Source organism: Methyloversatilis universalis EHg5, from assembly GCF_000378945.1.
In the GTDB taxonomy this organism is placed as follows: Bacteria; Pseudomonadota; Gammaproteobacteria; order Burkholderiales; family Rhodocyclaceae; genus Methyloversatilis; species Methyloversatilis universalis_A.
Window position 1 is genome coordinate 1,464,246 of record NZ_KB900539.1, and the last position, 22,136, is coordinate 1,486,381.

Consider the following 22,136-nt stretch of genomic DNA (forward strand, 5'->3'; position numbering starts at 1 on the left):
ATGACGCTTTCCTCGCTCAAATCCCGCCCTGCGCTGCGCAAGACCCTGCTCGGACTGGTTGCGGGTCTGGTGCTGTTCGGACTGCTCGGCGCCTTCGCCGCACCGCATCTGGTGCGTTCGCTGGCAGAAAAGCACGGCTCAGCCTTCCTTGGCCGCACGCTGACGGTGCAGGAGGTCGCGATCAACCCCTACACGCTGGAACTGAGCGCGTCCGGCATCCGGCTGCTCGAAGCCAACGGCAAGGACGAGGCGCTCACGCTTGACCGGGTGGCGGTGGATGTCGAATGGTCCTCGCTGTTCAGGGGCGCGCCGGTGGTGCGTTCGGTCGAGGTGGACCGGCCGGTGCTGAAAGTGGTCCGGCTGGACGAACACGGGCAGTTCAACTTCAGCGACGTGCTGCAGAAAATCCTCGACCAGCCGCCGAGCGAGGAGCCGGCGCGTTTCTCTATCAACAACATCCAGCTGCGCGACGGCCGCATCGACATCGACGACCAGCCCTTCGCGCGCCAGCACGTGATCAGCGACATCCGGCTCGGCCTGCCCTTCGTGTCCAATCTGCCGGCCGACGTCGAACTGTTCGTCGAGCCGTCGCTGGCGGCGCGCATCAACGACGCGCCGTTCTCGCTCAAGGGCAAGGTAAAGCCCTTCATCGAAGAGCGTGAAGCCGCGCTCAAGATCGAGTTCAACGCGCTCAATCTGGCGCGTTTCGACGAGTACTCGCCGGTGCCGCTGGGTTTCCGCATCACCTCGGGTTCGCTCGACACCGACATCGAACTGAGCTTCCGTCAGGCGAAGGAGGGCGGTGATCCGCTGATCGCGCTGCACGGCGCGGTCGAGCTGCGCGATCTGGAGCTGGACAGTCGTGACGGCAAGCCGCTGTTCAAGCTGCCGGCACTCGATGTGGTGCTGAACGAGATCCAGCCGCTGGCCGGCAAGATAGACATCGCCAGCATCCGCATCGACCAGCCGGATTTCGAGATCGCGCGCGGCAAGGACGGCCGGCTCAATCTGCTGGCGCTGCAGCCTCGGCCGCGCGCCAGCGCGGCCGAGGCTGCGCCGGCGCCGACGGCCAAACCCGCTGCGCCGCCGGACGTGAAGGTGGGGCTGTTCGAGGTGATGCAGGCGCGCGTGGCCTTTACCGACGAGCAGCCGGCCAAGGCGTTCAGCTACGCGATCGAGCCCATGGACATCGTGCTGCGCGATTTTTCGCTGCAGGGCGACATCCCGGCCACGCTGGTGATCGGCGCACAGGGCGAGGGCAATGTGCGGCTGTCGCTCGACGCCAAGCTGCGCGCGGCCAAACCCGACATCGAAGGCGAACTGACGGTGAGCGGGGTCGACCTGCCGCGCTTCAGTCCCTATTTTGCCGACCTGATCAACTTTTCGGTCGATCAGGCGCAGGCGCGTCTGGGCACCCGTTTCGGCCTGCGTCTGGTCGACGGCGCACCGCAGGGCGAGGTGGTCGTGACCGACGCCGGCGTCGCCCGGCTCAAGCTCACCCGCCGCGGCGAGAAACAGCCCTTCGCCCAGGCGGAGGACATTTCGGTCACCGGCGCCCGCATCGACCTGTCTACCCGCAAGGTGGCGGTGGACAGCGTGGATCTGACCAAGCCCCGCCTGCGCGCCGCGCGACTGGCCGACGGCAGCATCGATCTGGCCGGGCTGGTGCGTGCCGGCGACACGCCGGCGTCATCGGCCAAACCGTCCTCGGGTACGGCGTCCGGCCCCGCCTGGGTGGCCCAGCTATCCACCTTCAATCTGAAAGACGGCGCGGTGCGTTTCGAGGACCGGGGCTTCGCCACGCCGGCGGTGATCGAACTGGACCGGATCGCGCTGAAGCTGGAAAACGTGGGCACTGACCTGAAGCAGAAATCCAAGGTCGATTTCGGTTTCCGTGATGCCCGTGGCGGGCTGTTCGGCGCCCGTGGCGGCTTCGCGCTGTCGCCGGTGCAGGCCGATCTGAAGCTGGATGCCCGCCGGCTCGACCTGATGGTGGGTCAGCCCTGGCTGGCGCAGAAGCTCAATGCCGAACTGCTGGCCGGCGCACTCAGCCTTCGCGGCGACCTGGGCGTGAAGACCGAGGGTGCTGACTGGACGGTGGCGTGGAATGGCGAAACCAATGTCGAGAACATCCACCTGACCGAAAAGAGCAGTGCAGCCGATCTGCTGAAGTGGCGCTCGCTGTTTGCCGGCGGCATCGCGCTGAAGCTGGACAGCCGCAAGCCCGATCTGCTGGCCGGCCTGTCGATCAACGAAGTGGCGCTGTCGGATTACTTCGCTCGCATCATCGTGTCGCCGCAGGGCCGGCTCAACCTGCAGGACGTGGTGCGCAAGGACGCGGCCGCCCCGTCGGCGCCGACGCCTGCACCGGTCGCTGCCGCGAAGCCGGCACCGGCGCCGGCCGTGCCCGCAAAGGGCGCCGCCGCGCCGGCGGGCAGCCAGAGCGCGGCGCTGGCGCAGATGATCAATGCGGCACGTCCGCCGATCGATGTGAAGACGGTCGTGATGCAGGGCGGCCGGGTTGATTTCAGCGATTTCTTCATCAAGCCGAACTACCGCGCCCAGCTGTCCGAACTGGGCGGGCGGGTGTCCGGCCTCAGTTCCGCCTCCGGCACCGCCGGCGAGGTGGAACTGCGCGGTCTGGTCGAAGGGTCGGCGCCGATCGACATCACCGGTCGCATCAATCCGCTGGCTGAATCGCTCTTCCTCGACATCAAGGCCAGTGCGCGCGGCATTGAACTGGCGCCGCTGTCGCCGTATTCGGGCAAGTACGTCGGCTACGGCATCGAGAAGGGCAAGCTGAGCGTGAACATTGCCTACAAGATCGACAAGGACCAGCTGACCGCGCAGAACAACGTGATTCTCGACCAGCTCACTTTCGGCAACCGGGTGGACAGCCCGGACGCGATCAAGGCGCCGGTGCTGCTGGCGGTGTCGCTGCTGAAGGACCGCAATGGCGTGATCGACATCAATCTGCCGATCAGCGGCTCGCTGTCCGACCCGCAGTTCTCGATCGGCGGCATCGTGGTGAAGGTGATCGTGAACCTCATCGTGAAGGCGGTCACCTCGCCGTTTGCGCTGCTCGGTTCGCTGTTCGGCTCCGACGCCGATCTCGATCACGTGGCGTTCGAGCCGGGCCGCGCCGTGCTGAATGATGAGGCGCGCGGCAAGCTGGACACGCTGGGCAAGGCGCTGGCCGATCGTCCGGCGCTGAAACTGGAAGTGACCGGCCGCACCGACCGTGCGACCGACATCGAAGGCTACCGCCGTGCGCTGCTCGACCAGAAGGTGCGCGCAGCGAAGGCGGCCAGGGCCAAGACTTCGGTCGAGGGTGTCACGGTGTCGCCGGACGAGTACCCGGAACTGCTGAAGGCGGTGTACAAGGCCTCGGATTTCCCCAAACCGCGCAATGTGGTGGGCATGGCCAAGGACCTGCCGGTGCCGGAGATGGAAAAGCTCATCCTGACCAATACCGACGTGAGCGACGAAGACCTTCGCCTGCTCGGTCTGGCCCGTGCGCAGGCGGTGAAGGAGTATCTGAGCCGCAACGCCAAGGTCGACGACGCCCGGCTGTTCGTGCTGGCGCCCAAGGCCGGCGAAGGTGACAGGGCGGCGGACAAGACCGAAGACAAGGCGAAGGACGGCAAGGCTGCGCCGTCGCGTGCCGACTTCTCGATCAAGAACTGAGCGCCTCTCCGGGCAGCGTGGCCGCCTGCCCGGCGGCCACGCTGCGCAGGATTTCGCCGGCGTGGTCCTGCACGTCCGGCGTATCGATCACTTTCGCGATGCGGCCATCCGGCGAGATCAGCACGGTGATGCGCCGGTAGGCGCCGAGCCGGCTGCGCAGCCAGCCGCCGACGCCATCGCCCAGCGCCCCATAGGCGCGGCCCAGGGTCTGGCCGGCATCCACCAGCAGCGGAAAGTTCAGCCGGTGCTTCGCGGCGAAGGCGCGGTGCGCGGTGCCGTCCTGCGCCGATACGCCGAGCACCGCAATGCCGTGTTCGGCCAGTGCCTCGCGGTGGTCGCGCACCGAGCAGGCCTGCTGCGTGCAGTGCGGCGTGTCGTCCCGCGGGTAGAAGTAGAGCGCCAGCCAGCGGCCGCGGTAGTCGGCGAGACGGTGGCGGATGCCGTTCTGGTCCAGGGCGTCGAAAGAGGGTGCGGTGGTCATGACAGGTCCTCGGTGAATGCTGCGTGATATGGGGGCGGCAGGCGTCAGTGAAAGTCCCGGCTGCGCGGTACGAGATCGCCCAGCAGCGCGGAGCGGTCGACCAGACGGCGCGCGACCAGATGGATCACTTCGCCCTCGCGTGACACCTGGCCGTAGATGCCGAGCAGGGTGGCGTCGAGCACCTCGCGCCGCTGCCGGGTCTGCACGTCCTTGTGCACGATGATGTTGGCCAGCCCGGTTTCGTCTTCCACGGTCACGAACATCACCTCTTTTGCGGTGCCCGGCCGCTGACGGCCGGTCACGATGCCGGCGGCGCGGGCGAGCGCGCGGTCGGGCAGGGTGCGCAGTTCGGCTGCGGTGATGAAACGTTCCGCCGCCAGCCGGCGGCGCAGCAGCGCCAGCGGATGCCGGCCCAGCGTGAAGCCCTGGCTTGCGTAGTCGGCCACGATGTTCTCGCCTTCGCCCGGCGAAGGCAGCGCCAGCGGCGTTTCGTTCAGTGCGGCATCATGCAGCAGCGCGGCCGGGCGGCGCACCGCCGCCTGCCAGTGGGCCTGCCGCCGGTGACCGGCCAGCGAGGCCAGGGCACCGCCGGCGGCCAGTACGCGCAATGCGCCGCGGTCGAGCCGGGTGCGCCGGGCCAGGTCGTCCACGCTGTTGAACGCCGCCTGCGCGCGCGCCTGGACGATGCGCTGCACGATGTCGGCCGAAGCGCCCCTGAGCATGCGCAGCCCCAGGCGCACGCTGGGGTGAGGCGTACCTGCACGGGCAGCCGCTACCGGTTCGAGCACGCAGTCCCAGCCGCTCACGGCCACGTCGGCCGGCAACACCTCGACACCGTGCGCCCGCGCGTCCGCGATCAGCTGGGCCGGCGCGTAGAAGCCCATGGGCTGGCTGTTCAGCAGGCCGCACAGGAAGGCGGCCGGGTGATGGCACTTGAGCCAGGAGGAGGCGTAGACCAGCAGCGCGAAACTGGCGGAATGCGATTCCGGGAAGCCGTAGCTGGAAAACCCCTGGATCTGCTGGTAGATGCGGTCGGCGAATGCCTGCGTGTAGCCTCTGGCGAGCAGTCCATCGGTCAGTTTCTGCTGGAATCTTTCCAGCGTGCCCTTCTGCCGCCACGCCGCCATCGAGCGCCGCATCTGGTCGGCTTCGCCTTCGGTAAAGCCGGCCGCGACCACGGCCAGTTGCATCACCTGTTCCTGGAAGATGGGCACGCCCAGTGTGCGTTCCAGCACCGGCCGCAGTTCGTCCGACGGGTATTCGATCGCTTCGGGTGACAGTTGCCGTCGCTGCAGGTAGGGATGAACCATGCCGCCCTGTATCGGCCCCGGGCGCACGATGGCGACCTGGATGACCAGGTCGTAATAGCGACGCGGCCGCAGCCGCGGCAGCATGCTCATCTGCGCGCGCGATTCGACCTGGAACACGCCGACCGATGCGCCGCGGCACAGCATGTCGTAGGTGGCCATGTCTTCCGGCGGAATGTCGGCCAGCGTGCGCGGAGCGCGTCCGCGTGCGGAGGCCTCCGCGGCCGGGTGGTCCTGGTAAGCCTCCAGCGACTGCAGCGCCTTCCGTATCGCGGTGAGCATGCCCAGCGCCAGCACGTCCACCTTCATCAGGCCGACCGCTTCCAGGTCGTCCTTGTCCCACTGGATGACGCAGCGTTCGGGCATGCGCGCGTTCTCGATCGGCACCAGACTGGACAGCCGGCCGCGCGCGATGACGAAACCGCCCACGTGCTGCGACAGGTGGCGCGGTGCGCCGATCAGTTCGTTGGCCAGTTCCATCAGCCGCTGCACCCGCGGGGAGGCGGGGCTGAAGCCGGCCTCACGCAGCCTGTCCTCGCGCACGCTGCCGCCGTCCCACCACATGTGGCCGCGGGTGAGGCGGTCCAGCGCGTCGTCGCTGAAACCCAGTGCGCGGCCGACGTCGCGCAGCGCCGAACGCGGCCGGTAGCAGGCAAGGCTGGCCGCCAGTGCGGCGCGATCGCGGCCGTACTTGCGGTAGATGTACTGGATCACTTCTTCCCGCCGCTCGTGTTCGAAGTCGACGTCGATGTCCGGCGCCTCCGCGCGCTCGCGCGACATGAAGCGGCCGGTCAGCATGTGGGCGCGCCACGGGTCGACTTCGGTCACGCCGATGCAGTAGCACACCGCCGAATTGGCGGCTGAACCGCGGCCCTGGCACAGGATGTCCTGGCTGCGGGCCCAGGCCACGATGTCGTACACGGTCAGGAAATAGGGCTCGTATTCCAGCGCGGCGATCAGCGCCAGTTCTTCCTCGATCTTGTTGCGCAGCCAGTCCGCCTTGCGCGCGAAAGCTTCGTCGCTCATGCGGAGCACACGGCGGATCTGGCGGCAGCGTTCGACATAACCGTCCTCTGCCAGCTGGCGCAGCCAGGACGCCGGTGTATGGCCGGCCGGCACGATTTCCTCCGGGTATTCGTACTTCAGTTCATCCAGCGAGAACGTGCATGCGCGGGCGATCTGCACGGTGGCGTCCAGCAGTGCCGGCGGGTACAGCGCGGCCAGCCGGTGCAGCGGCCGCAGATGGCGTTCGCCGTTCGGGAACAGCGCGCCGTCGCATTCGGCCAGCGTGCGGTGCAGCCGGATCGCGGTCAGCGTGTCCTGCAGCCGGCGGCGTGCCCGCACATGCATGTGCACGTCACCTGCTGCGCACAACGGAATGCCGCAGGCGGCGGACACCGACTGCAGCGTGGCCAGCCGCGCGCTGTCGTCCGCCTGCAGATGTCGCTCCATTGCCAGCCAGGCGCGTCCATTGAAGCGCCGCATCAGCCATTCCGCATCCGCCTGCAGCGCGGCCGGGTCGAGTGCCTGCGCGGTGTCCGGCAGCAGCAGCGCGATGCAGTCGGGCAGGCCGCCGTCCAGATTTGCGCGGCTCAGGTGATAGCGCCCCTTTTCGCTGGCGCGCCGGCCGAGCGTGATCAGTTCGCACAGCTGGCCGTAGCCCGCGCGCTTGCGCGCCAGCAGCACCAGCTTCGGGCCGTCGGCCAGCCGGATCTCGCTGCCGATGATGAGAGCAGGCCGGGGCGCGGGCAGGGCACGCAGCGCGGCATGCGCACGCACAACGCCGGCCACCGAACATTCGTCGGTCAGTGCCAGGGCCTCGTAGCCGAGCGCTGCGGCGCGCGTCACCAGTTCTTCCGGCGACGAGGCGCCGCGCTGGAAGCTGAAGTGGCTGAGGCAGTGAAGTTCGGCGTAGACGGCAGGCATGGGAGTGAACTGTTTTTTTATACAGTACATGGTGCCGTCACCGCTTTCAATCTCTGTGGCGCGCAGTGCGATGCGCGTGAAGAAGACTGTGCCGATCGACGCAGTCCGCACATCCGGTGTTCAGCATTCGCTGCCGGGTAAGGCGTGACCGGGGCGCGCTGGCGGTGCGCGTCGTGCAGCACGCCCCGTGGCGGTGCGCAGGCCGGGGGCGGCCTGCGCGTCGATGTCATGCCGGAGCCAGCGCCGGCGCAGGGTTTGCGGAGAGCGCATCGCATCGGCCGCCGGTCGGTGAAGCTGCGTCGGCAGGCATGGACCACAACTTGCTGTGATCCGGTCAACGTCGTGTCGTGCATGGACGTCAACGATTCCATGCGCAGAGAGCGCGGGAAGGGAACTTCGGTGACGACCGCAATATCGACTGGACACGGACTTGTGACCATGTGTTGCGTGAGTGTTGCATCTGCGCATCTTGTGCCCGATGTCTCGACACGACGCGCACGCTTCGGAGCAGGATGGTGATCACGCCGCTTATCGAGCTTTCATCGAGAGCGCGGGTGAACCAAGCTGAACATGTGGGGGTGCGGTGGAATCGCGCGTACCGCGCGGGTCTTCCGGACCACCTTGTATGAAGGTCAACGGAGACTTGGAGATCAGCATGGACATCGTCAGTCATTTCGCCGCGCGTTTCGAACGCACCCGCGAAGAGGAACTTTCGCTGGAGGAATATCTCGCGGAGTGCAAGCGCGACCCGCTGGCCTACGCGAGTGCGGCCGAACGCATGCTGAAGGCGATCGGTGAGCCGCAGACGGTGGACACCCGGAACGATCCGCGGCTGTCGCGCATCTTCGCCAACAAGGTGATCAAGATCTATCCGGCCTTCGCCGAGTTCTACGGCATGGAGGACGCGATCGAGCAGGTGGTGAGCTACTTCCGCCACGCCGCCCAGGGGCTGGAGGAAAAGAAGCAGATCCTCTATCTGCTGGGCCCGGTCGGCGGCGGCAAGTCGTCGATCGCCGAACGGCTGAAGGCGCTGATGCAGGAAGTGCCCTTCTACGCGATCAAGGGGTCGCCGGTGAATGAATCGCCGCTGGGCCTGTTCGACCCGGCCGAGGACGGCGACATCCTGGAGAAGGAATACGGCATTCCGCGCCGCTATCTCAACCGCATCCTGAGCCCGTGGGCGGTCAAGCGGCTGGAGGAGTTCGGCGGTGACATCCGCAGGTTCCGCGTGGTCAAGCGCTACCCCAGCGTGCTCAAGCAGATCGGCATCGCCAAGACCGAGCCGGGCGACGAGAACAACCAGGATATTTCGTCGCTGGTGGGCAAGGTCGACATCCGCAAGCTCGAAACCTTCGCGCAGGACGACCCGGACGCCTACAGCTTCTCCGGTGGCCTGTGCCTGGCCAACCAGGGGCTGCTCGAATTCGTCGAAATGTTCAAGGCGCCGATCAAGGTGCTGCACCCGCTGCTTACCGCGACCCAGGAAGGTAACTTCAAGGGTACCGAGGGCTTCGGCGCGATTCCGTTCGACGGCGTGGTGCTGGCCCACTCGAATGAGAGCGAGTGGAAAGCCTTCCGCAACAACAAGAACAACGAAGCCTTCCTCGACCGCATCTACATCGTGAAGGTGCCGTACTGCCTGCGCGTGTCCGAAGAGGTGCACATCTACGAGAAGTTGCTGCGCGGTTCGTCGCTGGCCGACGCGGTGTGCGCGCCGGGCACGCTGAAGATGATGGCGCAGTTCGCCGCGCTCACCCGGCTCAAGGAGCCGGAGAACTCCAGCCTGTATTCGAAGATGCAGGTGTATGACGGCGAGAACCTGAAGGACACCGATCCGCGCGCCAAGAGCTATCAGGAGTACCGCGACTACGCCGGCGTCGATGAGGGCATGAGCGGCATTTCGACCCGCTTCGCGTTCAAGATCCTGTCCAAGGTGTTCAACTTCGATTCGACCGAAGTGGCGGCCAACCCGGTGCACCTGATGTATGTGCTGGAACAGCAGATCGAGCGCGAACAGTTCCCGCAGGACGTGGAACAGAAGTACATCGCCTTCATCAAGGAACACCTGTCGCCGCGCTACGCCGAATTCATCGGCAAGGAAATCCAGACTGCCTATCTGGAAAGCTACAGCGAATACGGCCAGAACATCTTCGACCGCTACGTCACCTACGCCGATTACTGGATACAGGATCAGGAGTACCGCGATACCGACACCGGCGAAGTGTTCGACCGCGCGTCGCTGAACGGCGAACTTGAAAAGATCGAGAAGCCGGCCGGCATCGCCAATCCGAAGGACTTCCGCAACGAGATCGTGAATTTCGTGCTGCGGGCGCGGGCCAACAATGCCGGCAAGAACCCGGTGTGGACCAGTTACGAAAAGCTGCGCACGGTGATCGAGAAGAAGATGTTCTCCAACACCGAGGAACTGCTGCCGGTCATCAGCTTCAACGCCAAGGCCAGCGCTGACGACGCCAAGAAGCACGAGGACTTCGTCAATCGCATGGTGGGCAAGGGCTACACGCCCAAGCAGGTGCGCCTGCTGTGCGAGTGGTACCTGCGCGTGCGCAAGAGTTCGTGACCGTGCGGCACTGACATGAGCCGGGGCGATGCGGCCCCGGCGGGAAGGGGACACATCTTGCAGCAGATCATCGATCGCAGACTGGCGGGCAAGAACAAGTCCATCGGCAACCGGGAGCGCTTCCTGCGCCGCCACAAGGAGCAGATCCGCGAGGCGGTGCGGCGCGCGGTCGAGGGCCGCGGCATACGCGACATCGCGCAGGGTGAGGACATCCACATCCCGAAGCGCGACATCAGCGAGCCGGTGTTCGGTCACGGCCAGGGTGGCAAGCGCGAAATGGTGCATCCGGGTAACAGGGACTTCGTGCAGGGTGACCGCATCGAACGCCCGCAGGGCGGAGGCGGCGGGCGCGGATCCAGTTCCGGGCAGGCCAGCGATTCCGGCGAGGGTGAGGACGATTTCGTCTTCCACCTCACGAAGGAAGAGTTCATGCAGGTCTTCTTCGATGACCTGGCCCTGCCCAACCTGATCCGCACCACGCTGGCGGAAACGCCCGAGTACAAGACGCACCGCGCCGGCTTTTCCAGCGACGGCACGCCGAACAATCTGCACGTCGTGCGTTCGATGCGTGGCGCCATCGGCCGACGCATCGCGCTCGGCAGTGAGTCGCGGCGCGAACTGCACCGGCTGGAGGCGCTGCTGGAAGAACTGCGCGCGCAGCCCGGCACGCCGGCACGGCTGCACGAGATCGAACAGATCGAGGCCGACATCGCGGCGCTGCGCGCGCGCATCGACCGCATCCCCTACCTCGACCCGATCGACCTGCGCTACCGCAGCCGGGTGCGCACGCCGGTGCCCACCGCCAAGGCGGTCATGTTCTGCCTGATGGACGTGTCGGGTTCGATGGACGAGGCGCGCAAGGATCTGGCCAAGCGCTTCTTCATCCTGCTCCACCTGTTCCTGACCCGGCATTACGAGAAGATCGAAATCGTGTTCATCCGCCACCACACGCAGGCGCAGGAGGTGAACGAGCACGACTTCTTCCACGCCACCGAAACCGGCGGCACCGTGGTGTCCAGCGCGCTGGTGCTGATGGAGGAAATCATCCAGGCACGCTATCCGCGCGGCGAATGGAACATCTACGGCGCGCAGGCCAGCGACGGCGACAACTGGCACGACGACAGCCCGCGCTGCCGCGAAATCCTGGAGCAGAAGATTCTTCCGCTGGTGCGCTACTTCGCCTACATCCAGGTGGTCGAACAGGAACAGAACCTGTGGCACGAGTATTCGGATCTGGCGGTTGAGGTGCCGAACTTCGCCATCCGCAAGGCGGCCGAGGTTGACCAGATCTACCCGGTATTCCGCGATCTGTTCAGGAAGGAAGGAGCTGCCAAATGAGCGATACCTACGACCGCCGCAACAACGGTCGCGCGGCTTCGCCGGACGAGTACGGTGGCCGTCGCCACCCGGCGCCGCTGCGCGCGCCGATGCCTCTGAAGGAACGTCCCGCCTCGCGCCTGCCGGCGCCCAGCGACTGGACATTCGAACTGATCGAGCAGTACCACGACGTGATCCGCGCCACCGCCGAGCGCTTCGGCCTGGACACCTACCCGAACCAGCTGGAAATCATCACTGCCGAACAGATGATGGACGCCTACGCCAGCGTGGGCATGCCGGTGAACTACCGGCACTGGAGCTACGGCAAGGAATTCATCGCCACCGAGAAGAACTACCGGCGCGGCCAGATGGGCCTGGCCTACGAAATCGTGATCAACAGCAATCCCTGCATCAGCTATCTGATGGAGGAGAACACGATGGCCATGCAGGCGCTGGTGATCGCGCACGCCGCCTACGGCCACAACAGCTTCTTCAAGGGCAACTACCTGTTCCGGATGTGGACCGACGCGTCGTCCATCATCGACTACCTGGTCTATGCGAAGAACTATGTCGCCGCCTGCGAGGAGCGGCACGGCATCGACGCGGTCGAACTGCTGCTCGACAGTTGCCATGCGCTGATGAATTACGGCGTCGACCGCTACCGCCGGCCGAGCAAGCTCAGCCTTACGCAGGAACTGGCGCGCGCCAAGGACCGTGAGGCCTACGCGCAGCAGCAGGTGAACGAGCTGTGGCGCACGCTGCCGCGCAAGCCGGGGCGCGACGAGGCGGAGCGCGAAGCGCCGCGCTTTCCGGCCGAGCCGCAGGAAAACCTGCTCTACTTCATCGAGAAGAACGCGCCGCTGCTCGAACCCTGGCAGCGCGAACTGGTGCGCATCGTGCGCAAGGTGGCGCAGTACTTCTATCCGCAGCGCCAGACCCAGGTGATGAACGAAGGCTGGGCCACCTTCTGGCACCACCATCTGCTGAACACCATGTACGACGACGGCTTCCTTGACGACGGCATCATGATCGAGTGCCTGAAGTCGCACACCAATGTCGTCTATCAGCCGCCGGTCGGTCACCCGGCCTACAGCGGCATGAATCCGTACGCGCTGGGCTTCGCGATGTACACCGACATCAAGCGCATCTGCGAAGCGCCCACCGACGAGGACCGTGCCTGGTTCCCGGACATGGCCGGCAGCAGCTGGCTGGAAACGCTGGACCACGCGATGCGCAACTTCAAGGACGAAAGCTTCATCGGCCAGTATCTGTCGCCGCGCGTGATGCGCGCCTTCCGTCTGTTCGCCATCACCGACGACGACACCGAACCGACGCTGGAGGTGTCCGCCATTCACGACGAATCCGGCTATCGCAATCTGCGCGAAGCGATGTCGCGTCAGTACGACCTCGGCTCGCGCGAGCCCAACATTCAGGTGTGGAGCGTGAACACCCGTGGCGACCGGTCGCTGATGCTGCGTCACACCCAGCACAACAACCGGCCGCTGCACGACGGGGCCTACGAGGTGCTCAAGCACGTCGCCCGGCTGTGGGGCTTCCCTGTGCACCTGGAGAGCATCAACGGGCAGGGCGGTGTCGCGCGGCGGTGGACGGTGGACCCGAGCACCGCTTGACCGCCGTCATGTGCAGACCGGTGATCCGCTGATATCCTTCGCTCGCCATGAATGCTCCGGCCCGCTTCCTGCTGATTCTGATGCTGCTGTGCGCCCTGCCGCTGCAGGGCTTCGCTGCGGCATCCATGCTGCGCTGTGCGCCGTCCCATCACGGCAGCACGCAGGTGGATACGTCCGCCTACGCCGATGAAGGGCATCATCACGATCCGTCCATGCCCGCCGTGCACCCGACCCACGATGGCGAACCCGCCCACGGCGCCGATCATGCACCGGCCCATGGCAAGTACGGCTGCAGTGCCTGCGCCGCCTGCTGCATAGGTGGGGCACTTGCCTCGCCAGCGCCGCTGTTGCCGGCGTCAGCCCACCTGCACGAGCGTCCGCTGCCCGTGCCCCAGCCCGCCGCGGCCTTCATCACCGAAGGCCCGGAACGCCCGCCCAGACACCTCCCCGCATGACGATCTGCGTCCGCGCCCCACGCGCGGACGCTGTTTCCATCCGTCTTTGCGAGGACATCATGTACCGGATTCTTTCCCGGACGCTGCTGATTGCTGCAGCGTTCACGGCCGCGCCGCTGCGTGCGGCCGACCCTGCTGACCCACTGGCCGAAGTGCCTCCGCTGCATTACCGCTCACCGCTGGACAGCGCGCGCCGCGACGCCGCCACGCCGGTCGGCGACTGGCGTGCCGCCAACGATGCGGTAGCCGGCCAGGTGGGCCACTCACACGATCACGGGGCGTCCGCGCCCGACCCCCACGCAGGGCACACGCCTGCGCCAGTGGCCGATCCGCACGCCGGTCACCGCGCAGCTGCACCGGCTGGCGACAGTCATGACCACGCCGCCCCGGCGGCCACACCGCAGCACTGTCCGCACCACGCCGATCACCACGGCGGACACGGCGGACACGGCGGACACGGCGGACACGGCGGACACGGCGGACACGGCGGACACGGCGGACACGGCGCGATGACATCCGGGCAGAGCCCGGGCACTGCGAAGGAGGGCGGCGATGCGCACACGCACTGAACAGGGCCGGCTGAAACTTCTGCCGCTGGCGGCGGCGCTCGCGCTGCTGGCCGGCTGCACCAGCTTCAGCCCGGATGGCGGTTTCGGCGCGGTCGAGCAGACCGCGCGCGACCGGCTGGGCAAGGACGTGCAGCGCGTGCGCAGCGACGAAGACCGGCAGGCGGTCGCCGGCCGCGTCGCCGAACTGCTGGCCCGGCCGCTGTCGGTCGAAGACGCGGTGCAGATCGCGCTGCTGAACAACCGCGGCCTGCAGGCCGGCTTCCACGATCTGGGCATACGCGAGGCCGAACTGGTGCGCGCCGGCCGCCTGCCCAATCCCACCTTCTCGATGTTCCACGCCAGCAAGAAGGAAGACGGCGTGCGCGACTACAAGATCGAGCAGGTGCTCACCTTCAACATCTTTTCGCTGCTGACCATGCCGCAGGCGGTGGAGGTGAACCGGCGCGTGTTTGAACAGACCCAGCGCGCGGTGTCGCTGCAGGTGCTGCGGCTGGCGGCGGACGTGCGCCGCGCCTGGGTGCAGGCGGTCGCCGCCGGACAGACGCTGCGCTACATGGAACAGGTGATGGAAGCCGCGGATGCCGGTGCCGAACTGGCGAAGCGCATGCGCGCCGCCGGCAACCACAGCGCGCTGGCCGAAGCGCGCGAGCAGGGTTTCCGCGCCGATGCCGCGCTGAATCTGGCGCGCGCGCAGCAGGCGCAGGTGGCGGCCCGCGAACGGCTGACCCGATTGCTCGGCCTGTGGGGCGAACAGACCGCCTTCGCGCTACCCGACCGTCTGCCCGACCTGCCTGCGGCAGCGCTGGACGCGCCGGACATCGAGCGTCAGGCGATGGGTTCGCGCATCGATCTGCAGATCGCGAAGCTGGACGCCGAAGCGACCGCGCGCAACCTCGGGCTGACGAAGACCACGCGCTTCATCGACGTGCTCGAAGTCGGGCCGGCGCGCGTGCTCGAAGGTCGGCGCAGCGAGTCCTACAAGAAGGGCTATGAAATCAGTTTCGAACTGCCGCTGTTCGACTGGGGCGGTTCGAAAGTGGCGCGTGCCGAGGCGATTTACATGCAGTCGGTCGAGCGCGCGGCGGAGGCCGCGGTCAATGCCCGCTCCGAAGTGCGCGAAGCCTATACCGGCTACCGCACTGCCTTCGACATCGCCCGCCACTACCGCGACGAGGTGGTGCCGCTCAGGAAGCGGGTGTCCGACGAAAACCTGCTGCGCTACAACGGCATGCTGATCGGCGTGTTCGAACTGCTGGCCGACGCGCGCGCGCAAGTGGCCGGCGTGAATGGCTATATCGAGGCGCTGCGCGACTTCTGGATCGCCCAGGCCGATCTCGACATGGCGCTGGTCGGTCGCCCCGATCTCGCGCCGCCCCCCGGCGCAGCGCTGTCCACTGCAGCGGCCGACGCCGCCCACTGAGTGCATCCGGATGCGACCCGTGTGCGTGTTTCTGTGGGAGCGGCGCCCTCGCCGCGATGCATTGCCCGGACCGAGCGTCCTCCGCCGCTCCGTCACGCATCGCGGCGAGGGCGCTGCTCCTACGGCCGCACGGTCGCCCTCCGGACATGATTGAGGACATGACATGACTTCCCGCAGAGATTTCTTCCGCAGTGCCGGCATCGCCGGTGCGGCCGTCGCGGCCACCACGGTGAGCCGGGTCGCGCTGGCCGCGATTCCCGAGCCGGTGATCGAAACCACCGCCGATACGCGCGGCCCGCTCAGGCCGCCGGACGGCCGGCCCTACAACCCGGTGGTGACGCTGAACGGCTGGACGCTGCCCTGGCGCATGAAGGACGGCGTCAAGGAGTTCCATCTGGTGGCCGAGCCGGTGGTGCGCGAAATGGCGCCCGGCTTCAAGGCCCACTTGTGGGGCTACAACGGCCAGTCGCCCGGGCCCACCATCGAGGTGGTCGAAGGCGACCGCGTGCGCATTTACGTGACCAACCGGCTGCCCGAGCGCACCAGCGTGCACTGGCACGGCCAGCGCCTGCCCAACGGCATGGATGGCGTCAGCGGGCTGACCCAGCCGGCGATCCCGCCCGGCAAGACCTTCGTCTATGAATTCGTCGCGCGCCGCCCCGGCACTTTCATGTACCACCCGCACGCCGACGAAATGACGCAGATGGCGATGGGCATGATGGGCTTCTGGGTCACTCACCCCAAGGGCCGCCATCCGCTGATCGCGACCGTCGACCGCGACTATGTGTTCCTGCTCAACGCCTACGACATCGACCCCGGCAGCTACACGCCGAAAACCATGACCATGCTGGATTTCAACCTGTGGTCGTGGAACAGCCGCATCTTCCCCGGCATCGCGCCGCTGGTGGCGCGGAAGAACGACCGCGTGCGCATCCGCATCGGCAACCTGACGATGACCAACCACCCCATCCACATCCACGGTCACGAGTTCGAGGTGACCGGCACCGATGGCGGGCCGGTACCTAAGAGTGCGCGCTGGCCGGAGGTGACGACCGATATCGGCGTCGGCCAGATGCGGCAGATCGAGTTCATCGCGGACGAGGAGGGCGACTGGGCCTTTCACTGCCACAAGAGCCACCACACGATGAACGCCATGGGCCACGACGTGCCCAACCTGGTCGGTGTCGATCAGCGCGGGCTGGCCGAGCGCATTTCGAATCTGGTGCCTGGCTACATGGCCATGGGCGAGCGTGGCATGGCGGACATGGCCGACATGAAAATGCCGTTGCCGGAGAACACCGCGCCGATGATGACCGGCGACGGGCCTTTCGGCTCGGTCGAGATGGGCGGCATGTTCTCGGTGTTCAAGGTGAGGCGCGACCAGAAGCGGGGCGATTACACCGACCCCGGCTGGTTCCGCCATCCGCCGGGTACGGTGGCGCACGAAGTGGGCGAGGCGCCGCCGGCCGCACCGCCGCCGGCCGGCCACGATCACGGCGCCTCCAGCATGCCGCTCGCGCAGCCGCAGGACATCGAAGTGCAGGTGCGCAAGCCGGGTGCCGGCGCGCACGATCACCATTGAAAGGACGCATCATGAACACGACACGTCGCGCGCTGATCGGCGCACTCGCCACCGCTGCACTGCTGCCGCGCGCCGCCACGCTGATGGCCGCGCCGAAACCGCTGGTCGAGGTGTGGAAAAGCCCGACCTGCGGCTGCTGCAAGGACTGGGTGGCCCATCTCGAAGCGAACGGCTTCGCGGTCAAGGTGTATGAAACCGGCAACAACGAGGCGCGCGCCCGGCTCGGCATGCCGGCGAAGTACGGCTCCTGCCACACCGCGCGGGTCGACGGCTATCTGCTGGAAGGCCATGTGCCGGCGAGCGAGGTGCAGAAGCTGCTGAAGGAAAAACCGAAGGCGCTCGGCCTGGCGGTGCCGGCGATGCCGGTCGGCTCGCCCGGCATGGATGGCCCGGAATACAAGGGGCGCAAGGACCCGTACGACGTGCTGCTGGTGCAGGCGGACGGCAACGCGAGCGTGTATCGCAGCTATCGCTGAGCCGTCCGCCTTTTCCGGAGCCGCCGCTGGAATCGCGGCGGGGGCGGCGCGCTTACCTCGGGCGGGATGTCGTGAGAGCGACGCCCCGTCGCGATCGGGCGCCTGCTCACGCGGGATGCATTTGCGCCGGCGGGTAGTCCGCCTCCGCCAGTGCAGCGCGGTAGGTGTCGGCGTCCACGGTCGATTCGATGCGCACGCGGTGGGTCGGCAGATCGATGTCGACTTTCGCGTCGGCGTCGAGGCCGGCGACCAGGGCCTTGATGCGGCCGGCGCAGTGACCGCAGGTCATGTCGGGAACGGTGAATTCGATGGTCGTGCTCATCGCTGTACTCCGGTGTCGGGTTGGGATGAGCAGATGATGGACCTTGCCACGGTGGGAAGGTCAAGCGTCCGTGCCAGTCTGCGGCGCGGGACGCAGTCGCTGAAATATCCGCTTGACCTTGCCATGATGGGAAGGTGGACACTGGTTCCGTCATCCAGCGACAGGACAGCAAAAGGATTCTCCGATGAACACTTCAGATCTGCCCGCAGCGACCGGCCCGCTCACCCGCTGGGACTTCGGCATCGATGGCATGACCTGCGCGTCCTGCTCGACCCGGGTCGAAAAGGCGCTGGCGCGCACGCCCGGTGTCGCGTCCGCCAGCGTCAATCTGGCGACCGAGCGTGCGACGGTCGAGGCCGACGCCTCGGTCGACGCGGCCACCCTGCGAGCGGCGATCGACAAGGCCGGCTATGCGATGAAGCCGCAGGCGCTGCGGCTCAACATCGAAGGCATGACCTGCGCGTCCTGCGTGGCGCGGGTCGAGAAGGCGCTGAACAGGGTGCCCGGCGTGCTGTCGGCCAGCGTCAATCTGGCCACCGAAAGCGCGGACATCGTCAGCGCGGCCGACAACCTGACCGCACTGCAGGCGGCCGTGGCGCGTGCCGGCTATACCGCCTCGCTGCCGTCGTCGGTGCCGGCCAGCGCGCCGGTGAGCACCTTGCCGGCGTGGTGGCCGGTGGCGCTGGCCGTCGCCCTGTCTCTGCCGCTCGCGCTGCCCATGGTGGGCATGCTGTGGGGCGCGCACTGGATGCTGCCCGGCGGGCTGCAGTTCGTGCTCGCCACACCGGTGCAGTTCTGGCTCGGCGCCCGTTTCTACGTCGCCGGCTGGAAGGCGCTGCGTGCCGGCAGCGGAAACATGGACCTGCTGGTCGCGCTCGGCACCTCTGCCGCCTGGGGCCTCAGCCTGTGGCTGTGGCTCACCGCCGCCCCGGGCACGATGCCGCATCTGTACTTCGAGGCCTCCGCCGTCGTCATCACGCTGGTGCTGCTCGGCAAGTGGCTGGAAACCCGCGCCAAACGGCAGACCACCGACGCCATCCGCGCGCTCAACGCGCTGCGGCCGGATACCGCACGGGTGCGCCGCAACGGTGTCGAGGTCGAACTGCCGCTGGCGCAGATCGTGGTGGGTGACGAGGTGGTGATCCGTCCGGGCGAGCGGGTGCCGGTGGATGGCGACATCGTGGACGGCGCCAGCCAGGTGGACGAATCGCTGATCACCGGCGAAAGCCTGCCGGTCGCCCGGCAGGTGGGCGACCGGGTGACCGGCGGCGCGGTCAATGGCGAGGGGCGGCTGGTGGTGCGCACGCGGGCCATCGGCGCCGAAACCGTGCTGGCGCGCATCGTGCGCCTGGTCGAGAGTGCGCAGGCGAAGAAGGCACCGATACAGCGCCTGGTGGACCGGGTGAGCGCGGTGTTCGTGCCGGTGGTGATCGGCCTTGCGCTGCTCACCTTCGGCGGCTGGATGCTGGCCGGCGGTGGCGTCGAGACAGCGCTGCTGAACGCGGTTGCGGTGCTGGTGATCGCCTGCCCGTGCGCGCTCGGGCTGGCCACGCCGACCGCCATCATGGTGGGCACCGGCGCCGCGGCGCGCCACGGCATCCTGATCAAGGACGCCGAAGCGCTGGAAATCGCGCACCGGGTGTCGGTGGTCGCCTTCGACAAGACCGGCACGCTGACCGAAGGGCGGCCGGAACTGGTGGCGGCCGAACCGACCGACGGTGCGCGCAGCGAACTGCTGGCGCGGGCGGCTGCGCTGCAGGCCGGCAGCGAGCACCCGCTGGCGCGTGCGGTGACCGCAGCGGCGGTGCGCGAAGGCGTGACCATACCGCCGGCGGATGCGCTGACCGCCGTCGCCGGCCGTGGCATCGCGGCCTCCGTGGAGGGTCGCGCGCTGAAGCTGGGCAGTTCGCGCTTCATGGAAGAGCTGGGCGTCGATCTGTCGCCGCTCGCCGACCGCGCGGCACAGCTGCAGGCGGACGGGCGCACCGTGTCCTGGCTGGCCGACCTGGCCGACTTGGGCGACTCACCGCGCCTGCTCGGCCTGCTGGCCTTCGGCGACACGCTGAAGCCTTCCGCGGCGGACGCGGTGCGCAGGCTTCAGGCCGCCGGCGTGCGCACCGTGCTGGTGAGTGGCGACAACCGCGGCGCTGCAGCGGCGGTGGCGACGCAGCTCGCCATCGACGACGTGCGCGCCGAGGTGCTGCCGGAACACAAGGCCGAGGTGGTCGCCGAACTGAAGCAGGGCGGGGCGGTGGTGGCCATGGTGGGCGACGGCATCAACGACGCGCCGGCGCTGGCGGCGGCCGACGTCGGCATCGCGATGTCCACCGGCACCGACGTGGCGATGCACGCCGCCGGCATCACGCTGATGCAGGGCGATCCGGCGCGCGTGGCCGACGCGCTGGACGTGTCGCGGCGCACCTGGGCGAAGATCCGGCAGAACCTGTTCTGGGCCTTCGCCTACAACGTGGTCGGCATACCGCTGGCCGCTGCCGGCCTGCTGAATCCGGTCATCGCCGGCGCGGCGATGGCCTTTTCCAGCTTCAGCGTGGTGAGCAATGCGCTGCTGCTGCGGCGCTGGAAACCGGGGAGGGCGGAAGCATGAACATCGGCGAGGCGGCGGCACGCTCGGGCGTGTCGGCCAAGATGGTCAGGCATTACGAATCGCTTGGCCTGCTGCCGCAGGTGGCGCGGAGCGACGCCGGCTACCGGCAGTACGGCGAGCGCGAGGTGCACACGCTGCGTTTCATCCGCCGCGCGCGCGACCTCGGTTTCTCGATGGTCGAAATCGCCGGTCTGCTCGCGCTGTGGCAGAAGCCGGACCGCGCCAGCGGCGACGTGAAACGCATCGCCGAAGCGCACATTGCCGACCTCGATCGGCGCATCGCCGAAATGAGCGCGATGAAGCGCACGCTGGAAACCCTGGTGCATTGCTGCCACGGCGACCACCGGCCGGACTGCCCGATACTGGACGGACTGGCCGAGGTGGGCGGTCCGTCGCAGACCTGACTGCCGGTATCGCGGCGGGGCGCCGCGCCTACGACGGCGAAGGCCTTTGCAGATTCGGTGGGAGCGGCGCCTCGCCGCGATTGCAGCCTTGAAACCGAGACAGCGTCTGCTCGACGGCCCCATCGCGGCGGGGGCGCCGCTTGTATGTTCATCTGCGGCAAGCGTAGTAGTGGACGCTTGTCGGGCGGAGGGACGAGCGCCGCATCTGACGGCAAGCACGTACAGACAGTGGGAGAGATGTCCCGCCTTCACCCCCGAGCACCGATGAGGAATCCTTCGGACCGCGTCTGACCCGGTACCGACCATATCCTGCAAGCCTGTGCCCAGGTGACCCCGACAAGCCCTTCAACCATAGTCCGGAGGTGCTCATCGTGACAAGTCAGACCGAATCCCCCCGCTTTGGCATCGACGTCTCCAAGCGCTGGCTGGACATCGCCGAGTACGGCCGCTCGCCGGTGCTGCACATCGACAACACCGCCCCGGCCATCCGCAGCTGGCTGCGCACCTTGCCCCCGAGCGCCTGCCACATCGCCTGCGAATCCACCGGCACCTACCACCGCGCGCTGGTCGAGCTGCTCATCGGCGCCGGTCATCGGGTGTATCTGATCGACGGCTACACGCTGTCCAGATACCGCGACACGCTGGGCCAGCGCGCCAAGACCGATCGGCACGACGCGGGGCTGATCGCCCGCTATCTCGCCCACGAAGGGGCGCGTCTGCGCCCGTTCTCGCTGCCGCCCCGTGCGGTGACCGACCTGCGCGCCCTGCTGCGCCGTCGCGCCACCCTGGTGCGTTGCCTGGGCCGCATGCGTCAGAGCATGGAGGAGCTGCCCGGCTTCGCCCGCCAGGTGCGGGCCGTCACCGAGCGGATCCAGGCGCTGATCAAACGGCTGGAACAGCGCATCGCCGCGCTGATCGGCACCAGCGGCTGGGGCGACCCGTACCGGCGCATTCTCAAGGTCGAAGGTATCGGCGCACTCACCGCCGCCGGTCTGTGCGCCACGTTTCACCGCGCCGCATTCGGCCGGGCCGATGCCTTCATCGCCTTCCTCGGCCTGGATGTGACCGTGCGCCAATCGGGCACCCAGCGCGCACGCGGAGTGCTCAGCAAGAAGGGCGATGCCGAGATGCGCCGCCTGCTCTACAACGCCGCCATGGCGGCCAGCCGATCCAGTACCTGGCAGCCCTTCTACCAGCGCATGCTCCAGCGCGGATTCAGCCGCACCCAGGCGCTGGTCGCACTGGCCAGAAAGCTCGCAAGGATCGCCTTCTCGCTAATGAAGAACGCTTCCGACTACGTCCCTAAACAACACGAAAACGCTTGCGCTCGAACATAGAATCTCCCACGGGTCACGGCGGCGAGCGGGCCGCCGACC

15 protein-coding genes are annotated in these 22,136 nt (G+C 67.5%); 12 read left to right on the forward strand and 3 right to left on the reverse strand.

Features of this window, described 5'->3' with window-relative positions:
* Positions 1-3,687 (forward strand): DUF748 domain-containing protein, encoded by a 3,687-nt coding sequence (locus METUNV2_RS0106825; protein ID WP_026187944.1) that lies wholly within the window; start codon positions 1-3, stop codon positions 3,685-3,687.
* Here the strand turns inward: METUNV2_RS0106825 and METUNV2_RS0106830 are convergent.
* Positions 3,677-4,168 carry a peroxiredoxin gene (locus METUNV2_RS0106830; protein WP_018228739.1) on the reverse strand — a complete coding sequence of 164 codons (492 nt, stop codon included), beginning with the start codon at positions 4,166-4,168 and terminating at the stop codon, positions 3,677-3,679. The two genes, METUNV2_RS0106825 and METUNV2_RS0106830, sit on opposite strands and share 11 nt — an antisense overlap.
* Before the next feature lie 44 nt (positions 4,169-4,212).
* A complete protein-coding gene (locus METUNV2_RS0106835; protein WP_018228740.1) occupies positions 4,213-7,401 on the reverse strand; it encodes an error-prone DNA polymerase in 3,189 nt (1,062 codons plus the stop codon).
* Between the two features lie 655 nt (positions 7,402-8,056).
* Here METUNV2_RS0106835 and METUNV2_RS0106840 point away from each other — a divergent pair.
* From METUNV2_RS0106840 to METUNV2_RS0106875, 8 genes are all read left to right on the forward strand, one after another.
* Positions 8,057-9,979 carry a PrkA family serine protein kinase gene (locus tag METUNV2_RS0106840; protein ID WP_026187945.1) on the forward strand — a complete coding sequence of 641 codons (1,923 nt, stop codon included), beginning with the start codon at positions 8,057-8,059 and terminating at the stop codon, positions 9,977-9,979.
* Between the two features lie 57 nt (positions 9,980-10,036).
* Positions 10,037-11,317 (forward strand): YeaH/YhbH family protein, encoded by a 1,281-nt coding sequence (locus tag METUNV2_RS0106845; RefSeq protein ID WP_018228742.1) that lies wholly within the window; start codon positions 10,037-10,039, stop codon positions 11,315-11,317.
* A complete protein-coding gene (locus METUNV2_RS0106850; RefSeq protein WP_018228743.1) occupies positions 11,314-12,927 on the forward strand; it encodes a SpoVR family protein in 1,614 nt (537 codons plus the stop codon). The genes METUNV2_RS0106845 and METUNV2_RS0106850 overlap by 4 nt, the downstream gene beginning before the upstream one ends.
* Positions 12,928-12,974: 47 nt before the next feature.
* Positions 12,975-13,382 (forward strand): hypothetical protein, encoded by a 408-nt coding sequence (locus tag METUNV2_RS0106855; RefSeq protein ID WP_018228744.1) that lies wholly within the window; start codon positions 12,975-12,977, stop codon positions 13,380-13,382.
* 59 nt (positions 13,383-13,441) lie between these two features.
* Positions 13,442-13,951 carry a hypothetical protein gene (locus tag METUNV2_RS0106860; RefSeq protein WP_018228745.1) on the forward strand — a complete coding sequence of 170 codons (510 nt, stop codon included), beginning with the start codon at positions 13,442-13,444 and terminating at the stop codon, positions 13,949-13,951.
* On the forward strand, positions 13,935-15,371 hold the full coding sequence (locus METUNV2_RS0106865) for a TolC family protein (RefSeq protein WP_018228746.1): 1,437 nt from the start codon (positions 13,935-13,937) through the stop codon (positions 15,369-15,371). Before METUNV2_RS0106860 ends, METUNV2_RS0106865 begins: the two co-directional genes overlap by 17 nt.
* A gap of 163 nt (positions 15,372-15,534) precedes the next feature.
* Entirely contained in the window at positions 15,535-16,953 is a 1,419-nt protein-coding gene (locus METUNV2_RS0106870; RefSeq protein ID WP_018228747.1) for a multicopper oxidase family protein, read from the forward strand.
* 11 nt (positions 16,954-16,964) lie between these two features.
* Positions 16,965-17,429: a DUF411 domain-containing protein gene (locus METUNV2_RS0106875; RefSeq protein WP_018228748.1), complete on the forward strand. Its 465-nt coding sequence runs from the start codon at positions 16,965-16,967 to the stop codon at positions 17,427-17,429.
* Positions 17,430-17,535: 106 nt separating this feature from the next.
* Here the strand turns inward: METUNV2_RS0106875 and METUNV2_RS0106880 are convergent, their stop codons facing one another.
* The gene (locus METUNV2_RS0106880) at positions 17,536-17,751 is read right to left on the reverse strand and encodes a heavy-metal-associated domain-containing protein (RefSeq protein ID WP_018228749.1); all 216 of its coding nucleotides are present in this window, start codon (positions 17,749-17,751) and stop codon (positions 17,536-17,538) included.
* Positions 17,752-17,935: 184 nt separating this feature from the next.
* Between METUNV2_RS0106880 and METUNV2_RS0106885 the strand changes: the two genes are divergently transcribed.
* From METUNV2_RS0106885 to METUNV2_RS0106895, 3 genes are all read left to right on the forward strand, one after another.
* Positions 17,936-20,356, forward strand: coding sequence for a heavy metal translocating P-type ATPase (locus METUNV2_RS0106885; RefSeq protein ID WP_018228750.1), 2,421 nt, complete (start codon positions 17,936-17,938; stop codon positions 20,354-20,356).
* Complete coding sequence (cueR, locus tag METUNV2_RS0106890; protein ID WP_018228751.1) at positions 20,353-20,760, forward strand: Cu(I)-responsive transcriptional regulator; 408 nt, start codon at positions 20,353-20,355, stop codon at positions 20,758-20,760. Before METUNV2_RS0106885 ends, cueR begins: the two co-directional genes overlap by 4 nt.
* A gap of 362 nt (positions 20,761-21,122) precedes the next feature.
* Positions 21,123-22,097, forward strand: a complete 975-nt coding sequence (locus METUNV2_RS0106895) for an IS110 family transposase (RefSeq protein WP_018228752.1) — start codon at positions 21,123-21,125, stop codon at positions 22,095-22,097.
* Positions 22,098-22,136: the final 39 nt, after the last annotated feature.

Coding starts and splice junctions, on each gene's coding strand:
- METUNV2_RS0106865 (WP_018228746.1), top strand. CDS start 13,935: ATGCGCACACGCACTGAACAGGGCCGGCTGAAACTTCTGCCGCTGGCG.
- METUNV2_RS0106885 (WP_018228750.1), top strand. CDS start 17,936: ATGAACACTTCAGATCTGCCCGCAGCGACCGGCCCGCTCACCCGCTGG.
- METUNV2_RS0106835 (WP_018228740.1), bottom strand. CDS start 7,401: ATGCCTGCCGTCTACGCCGAACTTCACTGCCTCAGCCACTTCAGCTTC.
- METUNV2_RS0106855 (WP_018228744.1), top strand. CDS start 12,975: ATGAATGCTCCGGCCCGCTTCCTGCTGATTCTGATGCTGCTGTGCGCC.
- cueR (WP_018228751.1), top strand. CDS start 20,353: ATGAACATCGGCGAGGCGGCGGCACGCTCGGGCGTGTCGGCCAAGATG.
- METUNV2_RS0106875 (WP_018228748.1), top strand. CDS start 16,965: ATGAACACGACACGTCGCGCGCTGATCGGCGCACTCGCCACCGCTGCA.
- METUNV2_RS0106870 (WP_018228747.1), top strand. CDS start 15,535: ATGACTTCCCGCAGAGATTTCTTCCGCAGTGCCGGCATCGCCGGTGCG.
- METUNV2_RS0106840 (WP_026187945.1), top strand. CDS start 8,057: ATGGACATCGTCAGTCATTTCGCCGCGCGTTTCGAACGCACCCGCGAA.
- METUNV2_RS0106850 (WP_018228743.1), top strand. CDS start 11,314: ATGAGCGATACCTACGACCGCCGCAACAACGGTCGCGCGGCTTCGCCG.
- METUNV2_RS0106830 (WP_018228739.1), bottom strand. CDS start 4,168: ATGACCACCGCACCCTCTTTCGACGCCCTGGACCAGAACGGCATCCGC.
- METUNV2_RS0106860 (WP_018228745.1), top strand. CDS start 13,442: ATGTACCGGATTCTTTCCCGGACGCTGCTGATTGCTGCAGCGTTCACG.
- METUNV2_RS0106825 (WP_026187944.1), top strand. CDS start 1: ATGACGCTTTCCTCGCTCAAATCCCGCCCTGCGCTGCGCAAGACCCTG.
- METUNV2_RS0106880 (WP_018228749.1), bottom strand. CDS start 17,751: ATGAGCACGACCATCGAATTCACCGTTCCCGACATGACCTGCGGTCAC.